We start from the raw sequence: 22,718 nt of genomic DNA, 5'->3' as shown, positions 1-22,718 counted from the left end.
GGCGCGATGTCCGCTATTTGCGGCGGAGGGGGTGGCTCAGTATTCCGAACCGCTTCTATTGTTCAGATCGTGACGTTCCGTCCCTTTCAAGGGTGGATTGAAGACGCTGACGAGGATGAGATCCTCATCCTTACCACCGCGTAAATAGTGCCGATCGTGTTTGTCGAGAACGTAGATATCGCCGGCGCGGATGGGGAAGACATTGCCGTCCATATCCTCGACCTCGCCTGCTCCCTGGATGCAGTAGCAGGCCTCCAGATGGTTGCGGTACTGCAGCAGGGCTTCGGTGTTGGCGCGAACGACGGTGTGGCAGACCGTAAATCCCACCCCGTCATCCCTGGTCAGCAGACGATGGCTTGTGCCATTGCCCCAATCGACGAAACGCTCGGTCTGCTCCACTTCTTTCAGGCTTCTCACAAACATGTTTTTCTCCTCACGAATGGCGGAGATGTTTCGTTCTCCACAAGTCATTAGGCACCGGAGCGGCTGCTCATTTCAAATGATCTAATTTGAGTGAGTTGTAAGAATATTTCACATATGATCTGGCCTCGATAGAGGCCAAAATCCGTTCGCAGCACCCGCTTCCGTTGAAAAGATTTGACATGTCAGGCGGACAATGAATCTGTTGCTTATGTGAGGATTTCGAACATATGCAACTGCCGCCGCTGAACGCATTGAGAGCCTTCGAAGCAACCGCCCGGCTCATGAGCCTTTCAAAGGCCGGAGACGAACTGCATGTGACTCACGCAGCGATCAGCCATCAGATCAAGCATCTGGAGACCTGGCTGGGACGCAAGCTGCTGCAAAAATCCGGACGCGGCGTGGCACTGACGCCGGCAGGCGCCGAATATTATCTGGCCGTCTCGGGCTCGCTGGCCGCCATCGCCCACGCAACCGGCAACATGCGCAGAGACCACAATATGCGGTCGATAACCGTCGGATGCATTCCTTCGATCGCATCGCGCTGGCTGGTTCCGGCACTTCCGTCCTTTCGGGAGAGCGAGCCCGATCTTGATGTCAGGATAATCTATGCAAAAGCGGAAGAGCGCTTCGATGACGAAAGCCTGGATGTTCTCATTACCATGGGAGAAGACTTGTCAGGGGGACGGGAGAGCCGGCTCCTTTTCTCCCGGCGCAACCAGCCCGTGGCCAGCGTTCATTATCTGGCAAAGCGGAATTGGACGTCCGACAGCGTTCCCTTTGCGGCCGCCGACCTGCTGCACGATGAAACCGTGGATGGTTGGAAAGAATGGTTCCGAAAGGCAGAGATAACGGCGCCCGAGCCGGTTCGAGGGCCGATATTCCAGGACTTCAACATTCTTGCCACGGCGGTGATCGCCGGGCATGGAGTCGCATTATGCCCTGTCGAAGTGTTTCGGCGAGAGATCGATCGTGGCGACCTCCTCGTGCTTTCGGATATTTCGACGGCAGAAACTCAAGGATATTACCTGATCACCAGCTCCTGGGCGAAGAAACCGGTTCGTCGTTTTGCGGAATGGTTCACGGAGGAGTGCCGATCCGCAAGTCCGCCGATCATGGAATAGACTGGCAACCACTGGGCAACCGCTCGTTTTGACCTGATCTGGAATGTCATGAAAGGTTCATATTAAGGCTATTGCGGAGATTGAAAAATAATCTATAATTTCGATCAGGAAACGAGATTTCCTGATGAAAACGAAAGGATGCTGATTGGATACATTTTTCTCGAATGCGATGCCCCTCGCATTATTCGCCCTGGTTCTTGCCTTGATATTCGCGACTGGCAAACGCAGTTCAAGAAGTTCCGGCGATGGCGGGGGAGGCTGGTTCGAGGCCTCGGACGACGGCGGCTGTGACGGCGGCGACGGAGGTGGAGGAGACTAGATCAAACGAAAATCGATAGAATGCCCGACCGCCTCAAGGCGGTTTTTTGTTGCCCGGATTTTGGGCCGTCCCGAGACGGCAACGAGCCAAAACGCCAAAGGCACGCAGTGATTGCTGCAGCTATCTGACAAGCAAGCAGATCAACTGATCCAACACTGAAGCTAATTTTTGCTCGTCCCGGCTGCCTTGCGCCCTATGTCAGTCGAGGTGGCGCTGGGCAAGGTGTTGGGGAAAATAAACTATGTCAAAATCTGAGGTCGGAAGCCGATATATTTACGGCGTCGACGCATTACGATTTGTCTGTGCGCTCCTGGTAACGGTGTTTCATCTTGGATTTGCTTCCTGGGCGTCGCCCTTATATCTGAGACCGTATAAAATGCCTCTGATCGAGAATGTCGCCCAGCCGGGATGGGTTGGCGTTGAATTGTTCTTCGTCATATCGGGACCCGTCATCGTCAACTCTGCCGCTTCCGCCAGTGCGATGTCATTTCTCAAGGGACGAATTCTGCGGCTGTATCCGGCGGTATGGATATGCGCGTCACTGACGCTGCTCGTCATCGCGACGCAAGACGTGAACAGACGCATCGTCAAGAATTATCTGCGTTCGATCACGCTCTACTCCGGCGGCCCATGGATCGATGGCCAATATTGGACCTTGGCCTGTGAGATCTGCTTCTACGCCCTTGTCTTCATCATGTGCGTGGCCGGGCAAAAGATGAGGATGCCCGCCTTGGCGCTCGGCCTGTCGCTGGCCAGCACAATTTTCATTTTCCTCTTATCTGCCTTTCCCGATTCAGCGATCCTGGCGATATTCACGGACACTGCCTGGCGGGCGATACCATTTTACTATGGCTGCCAATTCGCCATTGGAATCTACATATGGCTTTTGTCTCAAGGCCGAATGAACCGAATTGCCTGGGCGGGTTTTATTTGCGCTCTGGTGACCGGGGCTGTTCAGATATACATGGCAGGCTTGAGCACCAGCGATCGCACTCTTGCCGCCGCGGGTCATTCCTTCTCGCCGTTTCCGGCCCTCTCGATTTGGCTGGCGGGGCTGATATTCATCGTTGCAAGCGTCGGCTATAGCGAGCGGATCAGTCGTCTGCCGAACTCGCTCCTTCGATTGGTCAAAACCCTCGGCTCCATGACCTATCCGCTCTATCTCCTGCATTTCGCGATCGGCGTCCAACTTCCCGATTGGTTGACCGCTCTGGGGATGACGCCGTTGATCGCGCTTGCTTCGGCCGTTGCGATCGTCTGTGCGATGTCGCTGGCAGTGTGCAAATGGGGAGAGCCTCCGATCCGCAGTGTCTTGCGATCGGCCTTCGACAGGCTTGGACACCGCGCATCAGGTTTACGGACGAAGGAATCTCGGATTTAGGCGCGGCGCTTGACGATGGCAATGAGACGCAATGACGGCGATTCCGCCAGTCGCCGGGCCAGTCGACAATGCGGCCGCAACGCAAAGTGGCCGCCCTCGTGTGGAGGGCGGCCATCGTCGGCATTTGCCGATAGATCGGGCTTCCCGCGCTTAGGCGCGCGCCGGCAGCAGGGGATAGCCGACCATGACCGCGCGGCCGAGGAGGGCGGCGACGAAAGCTTTGGTCACGTCGCCCGGCAGATAAGCCATCGAGCCGATGAAGGCGTTCGGGAAGCCCATACCGCCGGCGGTCGCCAGATAGGCAATGCCGAAGGCGTAGAGCACAACGATGCAGCCGACCATGGCGGCGAGGAAGAAGCTGACCGTCTGCACCAGGCCGGATTGCTGGTGGTTGACCAAGCGTTCGCTGAGATAGCCGGTGACGAAGGCGCCAAAGATCCAGCCGATGAGGAAGCCGGCCGAAGGCGAGGCGAAGATGGCAAGGCCGCCGCGGCCGCCGGAAAGCACCGGCTGCCCGAAAGCGACCAGCAGCAGCACGATCACCACGGCAATCGCGCCGCGCCGGGCGCCGAGCACCACGCCGGCCATCATCACGCCGAGCGACTGGGCGGTGATCGGCACCGGAATGAAGCCGAGCGTGATCGGCGGCAGCAGGCCGAGCGCCACGATGATCGCGGCAAAGAGAGCGGTAAGAACGAGGTCGCGGGTGCTCATCATGAACTCCGTATTGATAGATCGTTAATTCCCATGCCGTCGAATGCCGCGCGCGTCAATCGCCGCGGCGACATTATCCGCATCCCTGAGCGTCAGGATGATCAGCGGCGCGAGCAGCGTGGTCGGCCGGATCTTCAGTCCGCGCGCCCTATGTGCCTCGCGGATTGCCTGATACCGGCCGAGAATTTCCGGCACGAAGCGCAAGACGAGCCCGATGGCCAGGCCTATGTCGTCGGCCTGCACCCGGCCGGTGCGCTCCAGCGGGCGGGCAAGCGCCGTCACCTCGTCGATGAACTGGGCAATGGTCGTCGTGGCCGTGACGGCGGCGGCCAGAAGCATCAGCGCCGTCAGCCGCAACAGGGTCACCAGCGCGTCGTGCCACGGGTTGAAGATGAGGTTGAACAGCGCCACGACGGCGATCGTCAGGAAGATCGGCCGCAGCCGCCTCAACCCCTCCGCCATGGGCATGCCGACCATCCGGCAGATGATGGCCGCCAGCAGCACGGCGACCGAAAGCAGGGGGATGTTCTCGCTGATGAACAGCACGACGCTGACGATCGCAAGCGACACCAGCTTTACGCGTGGCGAAAGCCGATGCATTGCGCTGTTGCCTTCGACATAGAGCGACTGCATCAGGCGGCGATCTCCCTGTAGCGGGCAATCGCTTCGGCAGCCGGCGCGTCGGCGGCAAGCCGGCCCTCGTGAAACAGCAGCACCCGCTCGAAATCGGCGATCAGTTCCAGGTCGTGGGTGATGACGATGGCGCTTTCCGTCAGGCCGGCGATGATCTTTTCGACCAGCGCCCGGTTTTTGAGGTCGAGCTGGTTGGTCGGCTCGTCGAGGATGAGAATGTTCGGCCCTGTCGCCAGCACGGAGCAGAGTGCCGCCACCTGCAACTCGCCGCCGGAAAGCTCGTGCGCCCGACGACCGGCGAGCGCCTCGGCGCCGAAGCGGGCAAGCACACCCTCGACCTTCGCCTCGATTTCCGCCTTGCTGAAACCGCGCCGCTTCAGCCCGAAGGCGATGTCGTCCCGGACGATCGGCAGGATGATCTGGTTCTGTGGCGACTGGAAGATAAAGCCGACATCGGCCGCGGCCGCCTTCTCATCGCTCGTGTCGCGGCCGTTGACGATGACCCGCCCGATCGATGGCTTCGTCAATCCGTTGATCAGCCGCGCGAAGGTCGTCTTGCCCGAACCGTTGAGCCCGATGACACCGATCCGCTTCTCTCCGAGAGCAAGCGTCAGCGGCTCCAGCGCCACTCGCGTCCCGAAACTCACCCCGGCACCTTCGAAACGAATATCCAAACCAGCCCTCACGTCCATGCGATCCGCTTCTATACGGCTTATCCCTCGCGATGAAAGAGCTAAATCCTTCGATACTGCGTGCTCAATATCGGGTAGCTAGGAAGATTTTCCGGATTATGATGGACGCATGACGAATCTGCTTTCCAATTCCGACGCCCGCCGCATCTTCCTCGCCAAGCAGGGGCTCAGCGCTCCACCGAACCGCGCCTTGACCAAATCAGGGCTGCTGCAGCTCATCCATGAGCTGGGTTTCGTCCAGGTGGACAGCATCCAGACGGTGGAGCGGGCGCATCATCAAATATTGTTCTCCCGCAATCAGACCTATCGGCGCGAACATCTGAAAGCTTTGCTTGAGAAGGAACGAGCGCTCTTCGAGCATTGGACACACGATGCCTCCATCCTGCCGAGCGCCTTCTTCGTTTATTGGAAGCACAAGTTCCGCCACCAGGAGAAGGTCCTCATCGAACGCTGGCGAAAATGGCGCGGCGAGGGCTTCGAGGCGGCCTTCGAGGAGACCTATGAGCGCGTGCGGCGCGACGGCGCGATGCTGGCACGCGACGTCAAGACCGATGGCCACGTTTCGGGAGGCTGGTGGAATTGGCATCCGAACAAGACGGCGCTCGAATATTTCTGGCACACGGGCAAGCTCGCCATCGCTGGCCGCTCGAATTTCCAGAAGATTTATGATCTCACGGAGCGGGTCATTCCGGCGGAATTCCGCGAACCGGAGGTCAGTCGCGAAGACTTCATCGACTGGGCCTGCCGCAGCGCGCTCACCCGCCTCGGTTTTGCCACCCATGGCGAGATTGCAGCCTTCTGGAATCTGGTCTCGCCCGATGAGGCTAAGGCCTGGGTCGCGGCCCATCGCGATGAACTGGCCGAGGTGCTGATCGAACCGGCGCTCGGCGACAAGGCGCGACCATCCTGGGCTTTCGCCGATTTCTTCTCGGCGCTCGACAGCTATCCGGATGCGCCACCGCGCATCCGCGTGCTCAGCCCCTTCGACCCGATGATCCGTGACCGCAACCGCACGGAACGCCTCTTCGGCTTCTTCTACCGCATCGAGGTTTTCGTGCCCGAGGCCAAGCGTGAATACGGCTACTATGTTTTTCCGCTGCTCGAAGGCGACCGGCTGATCGGCCGCATCGACATGAAGGCGGACCGGAAGAAATCGACGCTCGATGTCAGGCGGCTCTGGCTGGAGCCGGGCGTAAAGGCTTCGGTGGGGCGGCTGGAGAAGCTGGAGGCCGAGCTCGACCGGCTGGCGCGGTTTGCGGGCGTGGAGAAGGTTGTGCTGCTGGAGGGGTGGCGGGGCTAGTCTCTTCCACTTTGAGAGAGCGGCATTTGCCCCTCACCCTAACCCTCTCCCCGTAAACGGGGCGAGGGGACGTGCCATACGAGAGGCCGGCGGGGAACGGAGAGGTTGCGGCATTCCCCTTCGCCCGTTTACGGGAGTCCGAAGGACGGGTCGAGACCCGTGGCTCGACCCCGGTCGGTGGCGGCAGCCGGATGAGGGGCTGCCATCCCTCTCTTCGACCTCAGCAGATCTCCGTCTTGCTGATCTTGATCCCGAAACCTTCCAGGCCGACATAGTGCCGCTCGCGGCTGGTGAGCAGTTTGATCGAGCTGACGCCGAGATCCTTGAGGATCTGCGCGCCGAGGCCGATTTCCAGCCATTCGCTGTCGCGGGTCTGCGCTTCGGTATGGGCTTCGCGGCCCTGGCTGCGGGCCTTGCGGCCGTTGTCGTAGTGGCCGACGCCAACAGACCCCTCGCGCAGATAGACGATGACGCCGCGTCCTTCCTCGGCGATCTTCTGCATGTAGAAATCGACCGGGCTTTTCTTGCCGAAGAGATCTTCCGCGACGTTTTCCGGATGCAGGCGTACCGGAATATCGACGCCGTCGCGGATATCGCCGAAGACGACGGCGAGGTGCTGCATCGGATCCCAGGGAAGCGAATAGGTATGCGCCTTGGCTTTGCCGAACGGCGTTTCGATATCGAAGCTCGCGCCATGTTCGACCAGCGTTTCCTTGCGCTGGCGATAGGCGATGAGATCGGCGACGGAGAGGAGCTTCAGCCCGTGCTGCTCGGCGAATTCGACCACCTGTGGGCCGCGCGTGACGGTGCCGTCGTCGTTCACCAGCTCCGAGATGACACCGATCGGCGGCAGGCCGGCGAGCTTGCAGAGGTCGACGGCCGCTTCGGTATGGCCGGAACGCATCAGCACGCCGCCCTCGCGGGAGACGAGCGGGAAAATATGGCCGGGACGGACGAAATCGGAAGGTCCGGCATTGGGGTTGGCCAGGTTGCGCACCGTCAGCGTGCGGTCGTCGGCGGAAATGCCGGTGGTCGTGCCGTGCTTGAAATCGACCGAGACCGTGAAGGCCGTCGTATGGGCGGAATCGTTTTCCGCCACCATGGCATTGAGGTTGAGGCGCTTGGCCTCTTCCTTGGGCATCGGCGCGCAGACGATGCCTGACGTATGGCGCACGATGAAGGCCATCTTCTCCGGCGTGGCGTGTACGGCCGCGACGATCAGGTCGCCCTCGTTCTCACGGTCGTCATCGTCCATGACGACGACGATTTCGCCGGCTTCGAAGGCCCTTATGGCATCGACGACGCGCTTCTGGTCATAAGGCATGGGGCGCTCCTATTTCAGGCGGCCGGTCTGGCCGCGATCGCGAAGATAATGGTCGGCGATGGCGCAGGCGACCATCGCTTCTCCGATCGGCACGGCGCGGATGCCGACGCAGGGGTCGTGCCGGCCCTTGGTGCGGACATCGACATTCTTCCCGTCGGCATCGATCGACTGGCGCTCGGTCAGGATCGAGGACGTCGGCTTGACGGCGAAACGCGCCACGATCGGCTGCCCGGTGGAGATGCCGCCCAGAATACCGCCGGCATTGTTGGAAAGGAAGATCGGCGTGCCGTCATTGCCCATGCGCATCTCGTCGGCATTGTCTTCGCCCGAGGTTTCGGCGGCAGCAAAACCATTGCCGATCTCCACGCCCTTGACGGCGTTGATTGACATCAGCAGGGAGGCGATGTCCTGGTCGAGCTTGGAGTAAATCGGCGCGCCGAGGCCGGCGGGCACACCTTCGGCAACGACTTCTATCACCGCGCCGATCGAGGAACCGTTTTTGCGGATGCCGTCGAGATATTCTTCCCAGACCGGGACGATTGCGGCATCCGGGGAAAAGAACGGGTTCTGGCCCACTTGGTCCCAATCCCAGTTGCGGCGGTCGATCTTGTGCTTGCCGATCTGCACCAGCGCGCCGCGCACGCTCACGCCTGGCACGACGAGGCGGGCGATCCCGCCGGCCGCAACCCTTGCCGCGGTCTCGCGCGCCGAGGAGCGGCCGCCGCCGCGATAGTCGCGAATGCCGTATTTGAGGTCATAGGTATAATCGGCATGGCCGGGGCGGTATTGCCGGGCGATCTCACCGTAATCCTTGGAGCGCTGATCGGTGTTCTCGATCAGCATGGAGATCGGCGTGCCGGTTGTCGTCATCGTCTCGCCGTCGGCATCGAGCATGACGCCGGACAGCACTTTCACCAGGTCGTCCTCGCGCCGCTGCGTGACGAAGCGGGATTGGCCGGGTTTGCGCTTGTCGAGCCAGACCTGCAGGTCTTCGAGCTTGAAACGCAGGCCCGGAGGGCAGCCGTCGACGACGCAGCCGAGCGCCGGACCATGGCTTTCGCCCCAGGTGGTTACGCGGAAGAGGTGGCCGAATGTATTGTGCGACATGAGTTCCCACGGCGGCGCGCCAAAGCCGGTCGCGCCATTGCTTGAAAAGGCGCGACACTCATAGGCCAAAAAATGGTCGAGGCAAAAGCCTTTCTTTGCGCGAAACCGGCTCGCTCGGGAAATGCTGTTTCCGTGTTTTGCGAACAGCGGAAAGCGAGGCCGCCCGGCAGGCGGCGGTTATGACGCCAGACGCCATCCGGTTCCGGCCGCTTCGGTGGCGAAATCGTCGAAGGAGAGGGGCCGCGAGAAGGCATAGCCCTGCAGGATATCGCAGCCGAGATCGCGCAGCAGTTCGGCATGGGCCGCCGTCTCGACACCTTCGGCCACGGTCTCGACGCCGAGCGAGCGGGCGATCTCGATGATCGAGCTGACGAGCGCGCGTTCCTGCGAGGAGCCGATGATCGGCTGCACCAGCTGACGGTCGATCTTCAGCCGCTTTGGTTTCAGCTTCAGCAGGCTGACGATCGAGGTATGGCCTGTGCCGAAATCGTCGATCTCGATATCGATGCCGAGCGCCTTGATGCGCTCGAGATTGTGCGAGACGACGTCCTCGCTCTCGTCGAGAAAGATCGATTCCACCAGTTCGAAAGAAAGCTCGCCGGGTCGGATATGCAGGTCGGCAAGCGATTCCAGCAGGCTGCCGTCATGCAGCCGCCGCGCCGAGACATTGACCGACACCTTGGGAACGGCAATGCCGCGCGCGGCCCAGCGCATCCTGTCGCGCAGCGCCGCTTCCAGCACGATCCGGTCGAGCGTCTGCACGACGTTGATTTCGCCGGCGATGCGCAGGAACTTGTCGGGCGTCAGCAGCCCTTTGGACGGATGCTTCCAGCGCACCAGCGCCTCGACGCCGGTCAGTTCCATCGTGCGGGCTAAGAATTGCGGCTGATACCAGGCGGTGAATTCGCCGTTGTCGATGCCGGCAAGGATTTCGTCGGCCGTGCGCTTGGTGTTGACGATATCGGCCTGAAGATTGTGATTGAAGAATTCGAAGCGATTGCGGCCCATGCTCTTCGCGCGATAGAGCGCGATATCGGCATTGATCAACACCTTGCGGGCATCAACATGGATGCCGTTTGCGAGCGCGACGCCGATCGACACGCCGCAGCGGCAGGAGAAACCCTGGAAATCGATCGGCTGGCGCATCTCCTCGATGATCCGCGTCGAGAGCTCGGCCATCTGCCCGTCGTCGACATCGACGGCGAGGATGACGAATTCGTCGCCGCCGATACGCGCGACGACATCGCTGCCGCGGACGTTCCTGGCAAGCACCTTCGAGGCGTGCACCAGCATGGCGTCGCCGGCGGCATGGCCGAGCGTGTCGTTGATTTCCTTGAAGCGGTCGAGGTCGATATGAAGGATCGCGAATTTCTGCCGATGCCGCAGGCCGTCATTGGTCAGGTTTTCGAGCGCCATGTCGAGCTTGCGGCGATTGGCGAGCGCGGTCAGCGGATCGTGCAGCGAGTTGTGCTCGATCCTGTTCTTGGCAAGCTCGAGCTCGATGTTCTTGGCGACCGCCTCGTCCTTGGCTGCCTTCAGCCGGATCGTCATCAGCACGTCCTCGGTGGCGTCGAAGGCAATGCCCATGATCTTCATCTCGCCGCTTGCGGTCTGGTGAACCTTGCCGACCGAGCGTACGTAACGCACCGAGCCGTCGCCGGCGATCACGCGGCAGACGAGAGTATGCGTATCGCCCGGCTGCTTGAAGTAGCGCGCGCTTTCGAGCGCCAGACCCCGGTCCTCGGGGTGGATGCAGTTAAGCCATGTCTCCTCGGTCATGAAGCCATGGCGGGGCTCTAGCCCGTAGAGCTCGTACATTCGCTCGTTCCAGATCGAGCCGCCCCGGTGAGGCCGCGCCTCCCATATGCCGCACTGATAGGAATTGAGCGCCAGATCGAGCCGGCTCGAAAGCTCGGCGAGCTGCCCCTCGCGGCTCGAAAGCTCTTCGAGCGCCAGCTCCAGCTCGGCATTCTTGACCTCGCTCGTATCCTTGGCCCGGCGCAGATTGTCGGTGGTCTCCGCATCGGAAGTCACGTCCCAGACGATGCCGATCGTCTTGCCCGTACCGCCGGCTTCCGTATAGAAGGCGCCGACCGAGCGCAGGTGGCGGATACCGCCATCGGCAAGCATGACGCGGTATTGCCCTGTGCAGGCGGCGCCGGCGATGCTGCAGCTGAAGAAATGCACTTCGGCAATTTCGCGGTCCTCGGGCAGGATCGCCGCCAGCCATTCGTCGAGCGGCCTAGCTCCTTCTTCCGCCGTCTTGCCGTGCAGGGCGGCGGCATGGGCGTCCCAAAGCACGCTGTTGGAGTGATCCTGCAGTTCCCAGATGCCGATATTGGAGGATTCAAGCGCCAGATTAAGCCGCTGCGACAGTTCCAGCAGCTTTGCTTCGCGCGTCTCCAACTCGGTGATATTGCGGTTGCGTTCGCCGAGCAGGAGCGTCACGAAGAAGATCGGGATGATGATGATGCAGCCGGCGGCAAGGACGATCAGACGCAGCTCGGTCCTGTTCTCGGGGATTGCCTCCCAGCCGCCGGTCGGCACGGCGGAAACCTCCCACTTGCCCCCGGCAAAGGAGATTTTCCGGCGCACCGGATCCTTGCCGTCGATATCGGACGGGCCGAAGAACGGTGCTGCCGTCGCACCTGCCATGCCGAGATCCCGGATGGCGATCGAGAGGTGGTCGAGATGCGGATAACGTTCCTGGTTCTCGCGGTCGCGGGCCGGCAGCAGCCCGGCCGCCTCGTAAAACATCTTCTGGTCGATTGTGACTTCGACCGCCCCCCAGATCCGCCGCTCGCCGTTCTCCTTGACGAAGACAGGAAAGAAGATGGCGAAGGCATCCCGCCCGTCGGCCTTGATCGGACCATAAAAGCGCGCCGTCTGATCGCCGGCCGCGGTCGTCATGGCCCGCCGCGAGAAAAGGGCCTCGCGCACGTCGCGGCCTATCCGCTCGCTGCCCGATTGTGGCGGATAGACGTCGTTGACGATGAAGTCAGGCGCGACCGCGATATGAATGAAAGGCGGGTTTTGGATTAGCAGCCAGTTGATCTGGCGTTCGATTTCCTCTCCGTTCGCCACGCTGCTGAGGGAGACCAGGTTCGAAAGATCTCGGACGATGCTCAGGTCCATGCTGATTTGCGCCATGACGCGGGCGCGAATGAGATTCGTCTCATTTTCGGTGCGGATATGAAGTTCGCGTACATACGACGCAGTATTGGCCCGGTCGAGAGCCACGCCCACCATGATAACGACGAGGGCGGCAAGCGACGATACCAGAAAAGACGCGCGGGTATTCTTCAACACGCGCCGAAACTGCTTGTTGTCGCCCAGCCTGGATAGCAAGATAAGACCCTCGTGTTCGCCAGCAACTGTAGGGCCCGAGAGTTAATTTACGCTTGCCCGCATTCGATGCCGGACAGTTCGGGGAGGAGGAAAAAGACACGGTTAACGCACTGTCTTGATTATATTTAAAATCCTATTCATCAATTGGGCGGGAAAAGCCATTCTTACGGGCAATTTTCGCCATATTCAGGAGCTTATGTGTGGCCGGTCATGTACTCGTGCAGCGTTTCAAAAGGATTGTCGCCATGCGTTTCGTCGTCGCCACGCTTTTGGCTACAGCAAGTTTCCTGTCGCCGATGAGCGGCTTTGCCGAGAGCGCGGATGTGGAGGCGACGATCAAGAAGGTCGATACGGCCAATCTCGTGCTGACGCTCGATGACGGCAAGACTTATCAGGCGCCCGAGGAATTCAATTTCGACGGTCTCGAAGCCGGCGTGAAGGTGATCGTCTTCTATACCGAAGTTGACGGAAAGCGCGTCATCAACGATCTCGATATCGTCAAGTAGGCGGGCCTGACGGAGGCGCGTCGCGTAGGGTTATGCGGCGTGCTTTCCTTTGCCCCGCATCTTATCGTCCCGAAACAGCTGCACAATCTGGGATGACGACTACAGCCAGACGATCGTCCGCTCGCTGGTGTCGATCCTGACGATCTGATCCTGCGGGATCCCGCCTTCGGCAGCGGTGCTCTTTGGCAAATCGGCGATCGTCTGGAACAGCGTGCGGATGACGCCCCCGTGCGTCACGCAGACGGTCGGACGATCGACGGAACTCAGCCATGAGCCGGTGCGCCACGACAGGATTTCATAGCTTTCCGCGTCGTCGCCCGGAGGGATGAAATCCCATTTCGAGGCGTTGCGCTCCGCCACCCGTTCGCGCTGCGTCGCCTTCAATTCCTTGAGCGTCGAGCCCTCCCAGTCGCCGAAGGATATCTCCACCAACCTGGGGTCGGTGCGGTAGGCGAGGGGGGGCAGGCCCATCGCAGCGCGCATGATCTCCATGGTCGCGCGCGTCCGCCCGAGCGGGCTTGCGACGAAATCGAATTCGCCGACCGTGTCGCCGAGGATCTCCGCAAGTGCAATGCCGTTTTGCCGGGCCTGTTCGAGGCCGACGGCATTCATCGGAACGTCCTTCTGACCCTGCAGGCGGCGCTCGGCATTCCAGTCGGTCTGGCCGTGTCTGATCACGTAGATAAGCACGGTCTCGGCTCCGTTTATGGAGAAATCAGTCCTTGACGACCGAAATATCGGGTGCGTCGACCGCCTTCATGCCGATGACATGATAACCGCTGTCGGCGTGGTGAACTTCGCCGGTGACGGAGCGCGACAGATCGGAGAGGAGATAGAGGCCGACATCGCCGACTTCCTCGATGGTGACGGTACGGCGCAGCGGCGCATTGTACTCGTTCCATTTCAGAATATAGCGGAAATCGCCGATGCCCGAGGCGGCGAGCGTCTTGATCGGTCCGGCCGACACGGCGTTGACGCGGATGTTCTGCGGCCCGAGGTCGACGGCGAGGTATTTGACGCTGGCTTCGAGCGCGGCCTTGGCGACGCCCATGACATTATAGTTCGGCATCACCTTTTCCGCACCGTAATAGGTGAGAGTGAGCATCGAACCGCCTTCCGTCATCAGCTTCTCGGCGCGGCGTGCGACCGAGGTGAAGGAATAGACGGAGATCTGCATCGTCTTGGCGAAGTTGTCGGCCGAGGTGTCGACATAGCGGCCGGTCAGCTCGTCCTTGTCGGAGAAGCCGATCGCATGCACGAGGAAGTCGATCTTGCCCCACAGCTTTTCGACGTTTGCGAAAACCTCGTCGATGGTGGATTCGTCGGCGACGTCGCAGTGGCCGACGAGCGTCGCGCCGATTTCAGCCGCGAGCGGCTCGACGCGCTTCTTCAGCGCATCGCCCTGGTAGGTGAACGCGACCTCTCCGCCCTGTGCATGAATGGCCTTGGCAATACCCCACGCAATCGAACGATTGTTGGCGACACCCATGATGACGCCGCGTTTGCCTGCCATGAGGCCGGATGCTTGAGCCATATTTCGCTCCCTAGGAATCTGATCGATCCTGCCTATGGCATAGGCCGTTAATCGGTTCAAGCTTGGCCGAGATCATCAACTGTTAGGTATCGTAACAAAGGGTGCGAATGTCATAAAAATTTCACAGGAACAGGCCTTCGCGCATGCTCCTCATGAGATCGGTGACTTTGTCGTCGGGTTTTTCCCACAGCATTATGCGCAATTCGACGACCAGATCGCCTCTTCCGCCTTCTTCCTGCGGCAAACCCTGGCCGGCAATCCGGATCGTCTTGTCCGAGCCGGACCATGCGGGGACCGTCACGTTCAGCGGCCCGTTCGGCCCATTGATATCAGCCTCGGTGCCGAGCACGGCATTTTCGATGCTGAGCGGCAATACGGCGTGCAGATCGAAACCGTCGACCGTGAAACGCGGATCGGGCGCGATGCGGATGGCGATGACGGCGTCGCCGCGCTGCATGCCCGGCAGCTTGAAGCCCTGTCCCTTGAGCCGCACCTCATGGCCATCCGTTGTGCCGGCCGGCAAGGCGAAGCCGATTTCACGCCCCTCCGGCAGCGAGGCGGTAACCCAGCCGCCCTTGAGAACGTCGTCGATCGTGACCGTCGCCGTCGCCACCTCGTCGGGCGCCTTTTCGGCAGCGGCATCCTTGGCGCCGGTGAAACGGCGTACCAGCGACGTCAGGATGCTGAGCGGCAGCGACAGGTTGGCGCCGCCATTGGTAGCGGTGTCGCCCGGCTCGCCGTCGCCCTTCATGTCGCTCTCGGCGCCATCGCCGTCCGGGCGCTTGTCGGCCTCGGCCTGTGTCTGGCCCTGTGCCTGCTGCTGCGGGGCCTGCTGATAGCGGGCCTGCTGGGCACGGCTCTGCGCCTGGCCGCCGGCAGCCGCCCGCGCGCCGAAGATCCGCTCCACCATCTCTTCAGCCGCTTCGCCGGAGTCAGCCTGCTGCCTGGAACTGTCGGCGGCAGCTTTCTGGGCGGCGCGCGCCAGCTCTTCCATCACCCGCTCGGCATTGGCCTGCGCCGCCTTGGCGCGGACGGCGGCTTCGCGCGCAGCCTGGCGCTGCTGCATGATCGTTTGTTCCTGCTTCTTGGCTTCCGCCATGCGCACGGCGTTGTCGAACAGGCTGCGCTTGCGCGGATCCTTCAGCGTCTCGTAAGCTCGGCCGATCTCGGCGAACCGGGCGGCCGCCGTCGGATCGTCCCTGTTGTGATCGGGATGGACGGCTTTGGCCATGTTGCGCCAGGCCGCCTTGATCTCGTCTGCCGCCGCGTCGCGCTTGACGCCAAGAATCTTATAAGGATCGCGCATGTAAACCGCCGGTGTTGTGATGCGGCAGGCCCATGTCCTTGCCTGGCATCCCCGCCCAATATCAAAAGTCCGATATCAACTCGTCAGCCGCCAACCGCCGCGAAAGCAGAGCGAGCCATTCTCAACTCTGATCGTGCGGCCGAGTTGCTAATCACTTCTTATTTTTTGCTGGGAGATAGGAGATGTTTTGCCCCGAATGGTTAGCTCTTTGCTAAGCATTCGGCAGAATGCGACCGGCCGTTAACTTCCAGAGCGCGGTGATTCATCCAGGCGCGCAAAACCGCTGCAGGGCTTTGCTTGTGCAGCAGGGGCGGGGTCCGCTTCCGGGACTCGGTTGTCCGGATGGATCAGCTTTCCGGCTGGAAACTCAGGAGCTGCCAGTTGCCGCCGCCGACGAGGCAGGTCTTGCCGTAGAATTTGGCGATGCCGACATAGGAATGGCGCGTCGTGCGGAACTGGCGGCAGACCTGGCCGGATTCATTGTTCTCTACGATCGTATCGATGACGCCGGCGCTGCCCGTCGATGCATTCGCCCAGGGGAGCGGCTGGCCTTCGAGCTTATGCACGTCGGCCGAAGTCACGGCGTTGCGCACGGTCATTTCATCGGAGAGCGTATCGGTGCTCGGCGGCGTCTGCGGCACGGTTCCGGTTGCCACCGACCGGTCGACCTTGGCTTCGCTCAGAAAATCCATTCCGCCGGCAAGGCAGCCGGAAAGCGACAGCATCGCGATGCCCATGACCAGGAACGCGCTGCTGCGTCGCCGCAGGGCCTTTGTATGGCGATATGACTTTGCTATGACTTCCACCCTGCATCCTGTCCAGTTATGAAAAGCTGGGCGATTTTTGAACAATCCGGGGCATTTGAGCTAATATGTCGGCAAACGAGTTAACAAGCGGTGACTTTACCGAAAGTGGCGAGCCCTTCAAGCTTTTTGCCGAATGGCTGAAAGAAGCGGAGGCTTCCGAGCCCAACGATCCCAATGCCGTGGCGCTCGCGACGGTCGATGAGGATGGTCTTCCCAATGTCCGCATGGTTCTCCTGAAGGGATTCGATGACGACGGTTTCGTCTTCTACACCAATTTCGAGAGCCAGAAAGGTCGTGAAATCTTGGGGCAGAAAAAAGCGGCCATGTGTTTCCACTGGAAAAGCCTGCGCCGCCAGGTGCGGCTGCGCGGCCCGGTCGAGATAGTGACCGATGCCGAGGCGGACACCTATTTCAAAACGCGCGCCCGCGGCAGCCGCATCGGCGCCTGGGCTTCCAAACAGTCCCGCCCGCTCGAAAGCCGGTTTGCGCTGGAGAAGGCCGTGGCCGAATATACCGCGCGTTATGCCATCGGCGATATTCCCCGCCCCGCCCACTGGTCCGGTTTCCGCATCTGCCCGACCTCGATCGAATTCTGGAAGGACCAGAAATTCCGCCTGCACGATCGCATCGAATTCCGCCGGCCGTCGCCGGAAGGCGAATGGGAAAAGGTGAGAATGTATCCCTGACAGCTTTACCGGCCCATGAGCTTCAGCGGTATGCCGGAGGCGAGTGCGGAGACGTAGCGTCGCTTCTGGTAGAAGCCGTTGAGCGAAATGCGCGGCAGATAGGCCGTCCGGCCGACAGCCGGTAGCCCCGGTTGGGTGGTGACGGCGACCGTAAAGCCGAGATTGCCGGCAATCCGCGCCTCGCGGCCGGTCGCGGCCTCAGGCGTGCCGTAGGGATAGGCGATCGTCGTCGGGCGAATGCCGGTCAGCGCCTCGATATAATCGGCCGACACCTGCATCTCGATCCTCGCTTCGGCTTCTGGCAGGCGGGCGAGCGCCCGATGGCTGATCGTATGGGCGCCGAGCGCTGCAAGCGGTCGCACGGCGAGCCATTGCAATTCGCCCGGACCCATCACCAGATCGCGCGTGATATCCGTCGGCTCGATGCCGTTCTCCCGCGCCAGCAGGTCGATGGCGACGACGGCGGACGCTTCGTCGGAGCGATGAATGTAGGCGGCGAAACGGTCGAAGGCATTCCATTGCTGCTGCGGGCTGTCGAGCGCCAGACGCTCCTTGCCGCGACCGAAATCGAAACGCAGCTCCGGCGCCTGGCGCAGCAGGATGGCGAGCGTCTCCCACCAGATGCTGTGCGAGCCCTCGGCAAACCCTTCGGCGACGAACACCGTGAACGGCGCCTGATGCCGCTCGAAGACCGGCAGCGCGTGCTCCAGATTATTGCGGTATCCGTCATCGAGCGTAAAGGCCGCGAACGGCCGTGCACCCTCAGGCTCCGCCAGCAATGCCGGCAGCGCATCGAGCGGCACGAAGCGATAGCCGTCCCGCCTCAGCTGCCGCAACGCGCCATCGAGAAAGCCAGGCGTGATTTCGAGATGCGCGTTCGGCTCGAAAGCCTGGGGCGCGTGCGGACGGACATGATGCAGCGTGAAGACGACGCCGCGCCCGCGCGCCGCGCGCATCCGGCCGGCCGAGGCGAGGAGCCAAGACGCCTCCAGCCCGGCGCCGATCGCCGCCCGCTTTGCCAGTCGCTTCCATTGTCCCGTCATGCGGCGTCCGCCCATTTGAGCAATTCCAGCAAAAATGCGCAGCGGCTTTACGTCCGGAATGCGTGAAACGAAGTGAGAGCATTTTCGGCTTGGAGAAATTGGAAAATGCTTTAGGTTTGCCGAAACTAGCAGGGGCGACTTAAGCCTTGCTGAATCCCGATAGAGCACAGGTTTTTTCATGCCTTGTTAACCAAGACGATGAAAAGACTAGAAAATTAGTAGGCGTTGCCTCAAAGTCGCGCCAAACTTGCGGCTTCTGTCACATTACGGCACAAGTGCCGGTCTTATCGAGAGCCAGCGCATTGAGGGGAAGTGCATGAGAAAGCTTTTGGCGGCTGTTTTGACCGTAACGCTTGCCGTTTCGGCGCCACTTGCCGCCCTTGCCGGCAGCGCTTCGCTGATCCTCGATGCCCGCACCGGCAAGGTCCTTGCCGCCGAGAACGCCGACACGCTGAACCACCCCGCCTCGCTGACGAAGATGATGACGCTCTATCTCACCTTCGAGGCGTTGAAGCGCGGGAAGATCAGCTGGGATACGCCGATCAAGATGTCGAAATACGCCGCGGCGCGCCCGCCGACCAAGCTTGGCGTCAAGGCGGGCGGCACGATCACCGTGCGCGAAGCGGTCTATGGCATGATCGTCAAGTCCGCCAATGATGCCGCCGCCGCCATGGGCGAGAAGCTCGGCGGTTCGGAAAGCGGCTTTGCCCGGATGATGACGGCGAAGGCCCGCCAGCTCGGCATGAGCCGCACCGTCTTCGTCAACGCGTCCGGCCTGCCGAATTCGCGCCAGGTGACGACGGCGCGCGACATGTCGACGCTCGCCGTGGCGCTGATGAAGAACTATCCGAACGAGTATCGGCTGTTCTCGGCGGCAAGCTTCAATTTCCGCGGCCGGACCGTCCGCGGCCACAATAATCTCATGTATCGCTATCAGGGCATGGACGGTATCAAGACCGGTTACACCAATGCCTCCGGCTTCAACCTCGTCAGCGCCGTCAAGGACGGCAACCGCCGTGTCGTCGGCGTCGTGCTCGGCGGCCGCACTGCCCGAAGCCGCGACGACAAGATGGCGGCATTGCTCGACCGCCATCTCGGCCGCGCTTCCTCCTCCGGCGGCGCCAGGCTGGTTGCGAGCGTCGGCGCGAAGGAGCCTGTCGAAGTCGCGTCGGCGGCAGAGGCCTCCGATGTTCCTGTGCCGGCAAACGCGCCGCGCTCGACCATCGAGATCGCGCCGAAGAACATGGCCCCCGAAAGCCTGGCTTACGCTGATGATGCCGTCGTGCCGCTCGAACGTCCGACCGCGATGGACGAGATCCTGAATGCCGGCAAGGCTCCGAAGACCTCGGCGGAAAAGGCCGGTGGAAACTGGCAGATCCAGATCTCGGCCGCACCCAGCGCCGATGCGGCGCGGGCTCTTCTCGCCCAGGCGCAGTCGGAAGGCGGCGCCCCGCTCGTTTCCGCTTCGCCCTATACAGAGGCTGTCGGGCAGGGGGCGAACAGGATCTACCGCGCCCGCTTCGTCGGCTTCGCCAGCAAGGACGCCGCGCTGTCTGCCTGCGATGCCCTGAAGCAGCGCTCCTATGACTGCATGCTGCTGCCGGACCACGGCTGATTGCCGCGGTAGCCTAGACAGGGCCACTCTGGACATTCATCGGGAATCAGCGTCTCCTCCATAAACAAAAGGAGAACGCTCATGCTGCGCCGTCTCGCCGATCAGTTCGAAACCTCATCCGCCGCCTATGCGGCAGCCAACGGCATCAAGCGTGACGCCGATTGGTTTCTGTTGAAGCTGCAGGAGGAAGTGGGTGAACTCACCCAGGCCTGGAACCGGCTGACCGGCCGAGGCCGCCGCAGGGAACGGACACAGGAAGAACTCGACCGCGACCTTGCCGACGAAACCGCCGATCTGCTCGGCCATATCCTGCTCTTCGCCCGCCGCAACGACATTGACCTCGCCGCCGCGATCGAACGGAAGTGGCGGTTTCAGCCGGTGCAGAAGCCCGACGCGTAAGCGCTTCGCCGTCTCCCCCGGACGGCATCGAGGTCAGAGGACTTTGCTCAGTCCCGTTACGAGCCAGAAGGTAAGCGCCGAAATCATCGCCGCCGCCGGCAGGGTAACGACCCATGCGACCACGATATTGCCCGCGAGCCCCCACCGGACGGCAGACACGCGCCTCGCTGCGCCGACGCCGATGATGGCGCCGGTAATGGTGTGCGTCGTTGAAACGGGTATGCCGAGCCATGTGGCGCCGAAGAGGGTCAAAGCGCCGCCCGTTTCGGCGCAGAAACCTTGCATCGGATTGAGCCTGGTGATCTTCGACCCCATCGTGTGAACGATGCGCCAGCCGCCGAACAGCGTGCCGAGGGCCATTGCGGCTTGGCAGGAAAGAACGACCCAGAACGGCACATGAAAGCTGCCGCCGAGGTAACCCTGGGAATAAAGAAGCACGGCAATGATGCCCATGGTCTTCTGTGCGTCGTTGCCGCCATGGCCGAGCGAATAAAGGGACGCCGACACGAATTGCAGGAAACGAAACGACCGGTCGACTGCAAACGGGGTCTGCCGGATGAAGGCCCAGGACACGATCAGAATCAGAAACAGCGCCAGGAGAAAGCCAATCATCGGCGACATGACGATCGCGGCAGCGGTCTTGAGGAGACCGCTCCAGACGATCGAACTCAATCCTGCTTTGGCAAGACCCGCTCCGACCAGCCCGCCGACCAGCGCATGGGAGGAGCTGGAGGGAATGCCGAATATCCAGGTCACGACGTTCCAGACGATGGCGCCGATCAGCGCTGCGAAAATGACCTGCGGCGAGACGATCGCCGGATCGATGATGCCGGTTCCCAGCGTCTCCGCCACATGCAGCCCAAAGAACAGGAAGGCGATGAAATTGAAGAAGGCAGCCCAGAAGACCGCATATTGCGGCCTCAGGACCCGCGTCGATACGATCGTCGCAATCGAATTGGCAGCATCATGCAGGCCGTTCAGAAAATCGAACAGCAGGGCGACGCCAATCAGGCCGACGAGAAGGGGAAGGGCGAGCGTGGCGTCCATCAGACATTCTCGATCACGATGCCGCTGATCTCGTTGGCGACATCCTCGAAACGGTCGACCACCTTTTCCAGCTCGCCATAGATCTCGCTGCCGATCATATAGGCCATCGGGTTGTTGGCGCCGTGCCGGCGGAACAGATCCTTGAGGCCCTGCTCGTGCAGTTCGTCGGACCGGCCTTCCACGCGCGTGACCTGCTCGACGATGGCGGAGAGCCGCGGCGCGTTGGCGTTCATGCGGTCAAGCAGCGGAATTGCCTCGGCAATGAGGTTGGCGGCCTCGACGACGGTCTTGCCCATTTCCCGCATGCCGGGGTCGAAGCTGGTCTGCTCGAAGAGGCGGATCGTCTTGACGGTCTTGTGCATCATGTCGATCGCATCATCCATGGACTGGATGAGATCCTTGATATCGCCGCGATCGAAGGGTGTAATGAAGCTGCGCCGCACGGCCTGCATGACTTCACGCGTGATATCGTCCGCCTGATCTTCCAATCTCACGATCGTTTCGCATTGGCGTTCGATCTCGATGCCGGACAGCAACCTGTCGAGCGCCTGTGCGGCGTCGACGATCGTCCTCGAATGCCGTTCGAAGAGAGCGAAAAACCGGTCTTCGCGCGGCATCAATTTCCGAAACCAACCAAGCATGAGGACCTCGCGATTCTTGGTCTGCGCTGTGGATAGCGAAAGCAGACCGCTACCCGTGACGGCCGTGTCCTAACGCCTGTCTCTTTGAAGAGATAGGGGGCGAATTAAGATTTATGACAGATTTGTGACAGTGCTGACGTGAAAAAGATGCTCGCAGCCGCTAATCCGCTTCGCGAGTCGGAACCGGAAAATTACCGGGAAGGGCAGAAAAGCGGTCGTCAAACCGCCTCTGGCATGATGCCGAAACGCGTGAGCGTCGTCTGTGACGTCATGCCCTCTCAGCCGAACTTGTACCGGTAGAATTTGCTGTCCACCGGCATCAGCGGAAACGAGCGGGGCAGGTCGGCCTTGGCGATCTCGACAAAGCCGTTCTTCTCGTAGAAGCGATGCGCGGCGACGAATTTGTCGGTCGTGCCGAGAAAGATATCGGTGAGGCCGGCATCCCTGGCGTGAGAGAACAAGCGGTCGAGAAGCCGCGCCGCCACGCCGTGTTCGCTGCCGCGAACCTCGGCGGCGACGAACATCTTGCGCAGCGCCGCCTGATTGTGGCCGATGTCCTTGAGCCCGAGCGTGCCGACGATCGCGCCGTCCTTGACGGCAACCCAGAACTGCCCTTTGCCGGACTGATAATAATCCGGGATAACCCTGAGATCGGGCTGGGCATCCGCGGTGATATTGATGCCGAACTCCTCGCGCTGGATCGGCAGGATCACTGAAAGCACGTCATCGGCGTCATCGGCGGCAAAAGCTCTGATTTCGATTTCCGCCATCGA

General features: G+C 61.3%; 22 protein-coding genes. 7 read left to right on the top strand and 15 right to left on the bottom strand.

Features of this window, described 5'->3' with window-relative positions:
• Positions 1-36: 36 nt before the first annotated feature.
• Positions 37-423 carry an ectoine synthase gene (locus tag ATY77_RS20875; protein WP_088688668.1) on the bottom strand — a complete coding sequence of 129 codons (387 nt, stop codon included), beginning with the start codon at positions 421-423 and terminating at the stop codon, positions 37-39.
• 227 nt (positions 424-650) lie between these two features.
• On the opposite strand from ATY77_RS20875, the gene ATY77_RS20870 reads away from it, so the two are divergent.
• Entirely contained in the window at positions 651-1,544 is an 894-nt protein-coding gene (locus ATY77_RS20870) for a LysR substrate-binding domain-containing protein (RefSeq protein ID WP_088688667.1), read from the top strand.
• A gap of 560 nt (positions 1,545-2,104) precedes the next feature.
• The gene (locus tag ATY77_RS20865) at positions 2,105-3,244 is read left to right on the top strand and encodes an acyltransferase (RefSeq protein WP_088688666.1); all 1,140 of its coding nucleotides are present in this window, start codon (positions 2,105-2,107) and stop codon (positions 3,242-3,244) included.
• Positions 3,245-3,394: 150 nt separating this feature from the next.
• On the opposite strand, the gene ATY77_RS20860 is transcribed toward ATY77_RS20865, so the two are convergent.
• The 3 genes from ATY77_RS20860 to ATY77_RS20850 are packed head-to-tail and all read right to left on the bottom strand — an operon-like array spanning position 3,395 to position 5,265.
• Positions 3,395-3,958 carry a biotin transporter BioY gene (locus tag ATY77_RS20860; RefSeq protein WP_088678470.1) on the bottom strand — a complete coding sequence of 188 codons (564 nt, stop codon included), beginning with the start codon at positions 3,956-3,958 and terminating at the stop codon, positions 3,395-3,397.
• A gap of 24 nt (positions 3,959-3,982) precedes the next feature.
• Positions 3,983-4,591 carry an energy-coupling factor transporter transmembrane protein EcfT gene (locus ATY77_RS20855; RefSeq protein WP_088688665.1) on the bottom strand — a complete coding sequence of 203 codons (609 nt, stop codon included), beginning with the start codon at positions 4,589-4,591 and terminating at the stop codon, positions 3,983-3,985.
• Entirely contained in the window at positions 4,591-5,265 is a 675-nt protein-coding gene (locus ATY77_RS20850; RefSeq protein ID WP_088688664.1) for an ABC transporter ATP-binding protein, read from the bottom strand. The genes ATY77_RS20855 and ATY77_RS20850 overlap by 1 nt, the downstream gene beginning before the upstream one ends.
• Before the next feature lie 127 nt (positions 5,266-5,392).
• On the opposite strand from ATY77_RS20850, the gene ATY77_RS20845 reads away from it, so the two are divergent.
• Positions 5,393-6,583, top strand: coding sequence for a winged helix-turn-helix domain-containing protein (locus tag ATY77_RS20845; RefSeq protein WP_088688663.1), 1,191 nt, complete (start codon positions 5,393-5,395; stop codon positions 6,581-6,583).
• Between the two features lie 220 nt (positions 6,584-6,803).
• On the opposite strand, the gene ribB is transcribed toward ATY77_RS20845, so the two are convergent.
• The 3 genes from ribB to ATY77_RS20830 all read right to left on the bottom strand — a co-directional run bounded on the left by ribB (position 6,804) and on the right by ATY77_RS20830 (position 12,362).
• Positions 6,804-7,907: a 3,4-dihydroxy-2-butanone-4-phosphate synthase gene (gene ribB, locus ATY77_RS20840; RefSeq protein WP_088678466.1), complete on the bottom strand. Its 1,104-nt coding sequence runs from the start codon at positions 7,905-7,907 to the stop codon at positions 6,804-6,806.
• Between the two features lie 9 nt (positions 7,908-7,916).
• Complete coding sequence (gene aroC, locus ATY77_RS20835; protein WP_088688662.1) at positions 7,917-9,014, bottom strand: chorismate synthase; 1,098 nt, start codon at positions 9,012-9,014, stop codon at positions 7,917-7,919.
• 177 nt (positions 9,015-9,191) lie between these two features.
• Positions 9,192-12,362, bottom strand: coding sequence for an EAL domain-containing protein (locus tag ATY77_RS20830; protein ID WP_088688661.1), 3,171 nt, complete (start codon positions 12,360-12,362; stop codon positions 9,192-9,194).
• Positions 12,363-12,607: 245 nt separating this feature from the next.
• Here ATY77_RS20830 and ATY77_RS20825 point away from each other — a divergent pair, with 245 nt between their 5' ends.
• A complete protein-coding gene (locus ATY77_RS20825; protein ID WP_003569889.1) occupies positions 12,608-12,868 on the top strand; it encodes a DUF1344 domain-containing protein in 261 nt (86 codons plus the stop codon).
• A gap of 99 nt (positions 12,869-12,967) precedes the next feature.
• On the opposite strand, the gene ATY77_RS20820 is transcribed toward ATY77_RS20825, so the two are convergent.
• The 4 genes from ATY77_RS20820 to ATY77_RS20805 form a co-directional block, all read right to left on the bottom strand.
• Positions 12,968-13,558: a histidine phosphatase family protein gene (locus ATY77_RS20820; protein ID WP_088688660.1), complete on the bottom strand. Its 591-nt coding sequence runs from the start codon at positions 13,556-13,558 to the stop codon at positions 12,968-12,970.
• Between the two features lie 25 nt (positions 13,559-13,583).
• Positions 13,584-14,402, bottom strand: a complete 819-nt coding sequence (gene fabI, locus ATY77_RS20815) for an enoyl-ACP reductase FabI (protein WP_088678463.1) — start codon at positions 14,400-14,402, stop codon at positions 13,584-13,586.
• A 121-nt stretch (positions 14,403-14,523) separates the two neighbouring features.
• A complete protein-coding gene (locus tag ATY77_RS20810; RefSeq protein WP_088688659.1) occupies positions 14,524-15,708 on the bottom strand; it encodes a DnaJ C-terminal domain-containing protein in 1,185 nt (394 codons plus the stop codon).
• A 347-nt stretch (positions 15,709-16,055) separates the two neighbouring features.
• Positions 16,056-16,514: an RT0821/Lpp0805 family surface protein gene (locus tag ATY77_RS20805; protein ID WP_088678461.1), complete on the bottom strand. Its 459-nt coding sequence runs from the start codon at positions 16,512-16,514 to the stop codon at positions 16,056-16,058.
• A gap of 65 nt (positions 16,515-16,579) precedes the next feature.
• Between ATY77_RS20805 and pdxH the strand changes: the two genes are divergently transcribed.
• Positions 16,580-17,200 (top strand): pyridoxamine 5'-phosphate oxidase, encoded by a 621-nt coding sequence (gene pdxH / locus ATY77_RS20800; protein ID WP_088688658.1) that lies wholly within the window; start codon positions 16,580-16,582, stop codon positions 17,198-17,200.
• Between the two features lie 5 nt (positions 17,201-17,205).
• Here pdxH and ATY77_RS20795 read toward each other — a convergent pair whose 3' ends face one another.
• The gene (locus ATY77_RS20795) at positions 17,206-18,243 is read right to left on the bottom strand and encodes a polysaccharide deacetylase family protein (RefSeq protein ID WP_088688970.1); all 1,038 of its coding nucleotides are present in this window, start codon (positions 18,241-18,243) and stop codon (positions 17,206-17,208) included.
• 316 nt (positions 18,244-18,559) lie between these two features.
• Here ATY77_RS20795 and ATY77_RS20790 point away from each other — a divergent pair, with 316 nt between their 5' ends.
• Positions 18,560-19,858, top strand: coding sequence for a D-alanyl-D-alanine carboxypeptidase family protein (locus ATY77_RS20790; RefSeq protein WP_088688657.1), 1,299 nt, complete (start codon positions 18,560-18,562; stop codon positions 19,856-19,858).
• Positions 19,859-19,939: 81 nt separating this feature from the next.
• On the top strand, positions 19,940-20,257 hold the full coding sequence (locus tag ATY77_RS20785) for a MazG nucleotide pyrophosphohydrolase domain-containing protein (RefSeq protein WP_088688656.1): 318 nt from the start codon (positions 19,940-19,942) through the stop codon (positions 20,255-20,257).
• 33 nt (positions 20,258-20,290) lie between these two features.
• Here ATY77_RS20785 and ATY77_RS20780 read toward each other — a convergent pair whose 3' ends face one another.
• The 3 genes from ATY77_RS20780 to ATY77_RS20770 form a co-directional block, all read right to left on the bottom strand.
• Positions 20,291-21,304: an inorganic phosphate transporter gene (locus tag ATY77_RS20780; protein WP_088688655.1), complete on the bottom strand. Its 1,014-nt coding sequence runs from the start codon at positions 21,302-21,304 to the stop codon at positions 20,291-20,293.
• Positions 21,304-21,945: a DUF47 domain-containing protein gene (locus ATY77_RS20775; protein ID WP_088688654.1), complete on the bottom strand. Its 642-nt coding sequence runs from the start codon at positions 21,943-21,945 to the stop codon at positions 21,304-21,306. Before ATY77_RS20775 ends, ATY77_RS20780 begins: the two co-directional genes overlap by 1 nt.
• A gap of 278 nt (positions 21,946-22,223) precedes the next feature.
• Complete coding sequence (locus ATY77_RS20770; protein ID WP_088688653.1) at positions 22,224-22,715, bottom strand: GNAT family N-acetyltransferase; 492 nt, start codon at positions 22,713-22,715, stop codon at positions 22,224-22,226.
• Positions 22,716-22,718: the final 3 nt, after the last annotated feature.

The sequence above is a fragment of the Rhizobium sp. R634 genome (assembly GCF_002211305.1).
Classification (GTDB): domain Bacteria; phylum Pseudomonadota; class Alphaproteobacteria; order Rhizobiales; family Rhizobiaceae; genus Rhizobium.
This window is presented reverse-complemented; position numbering and strand designations above follow the sequence as displayed.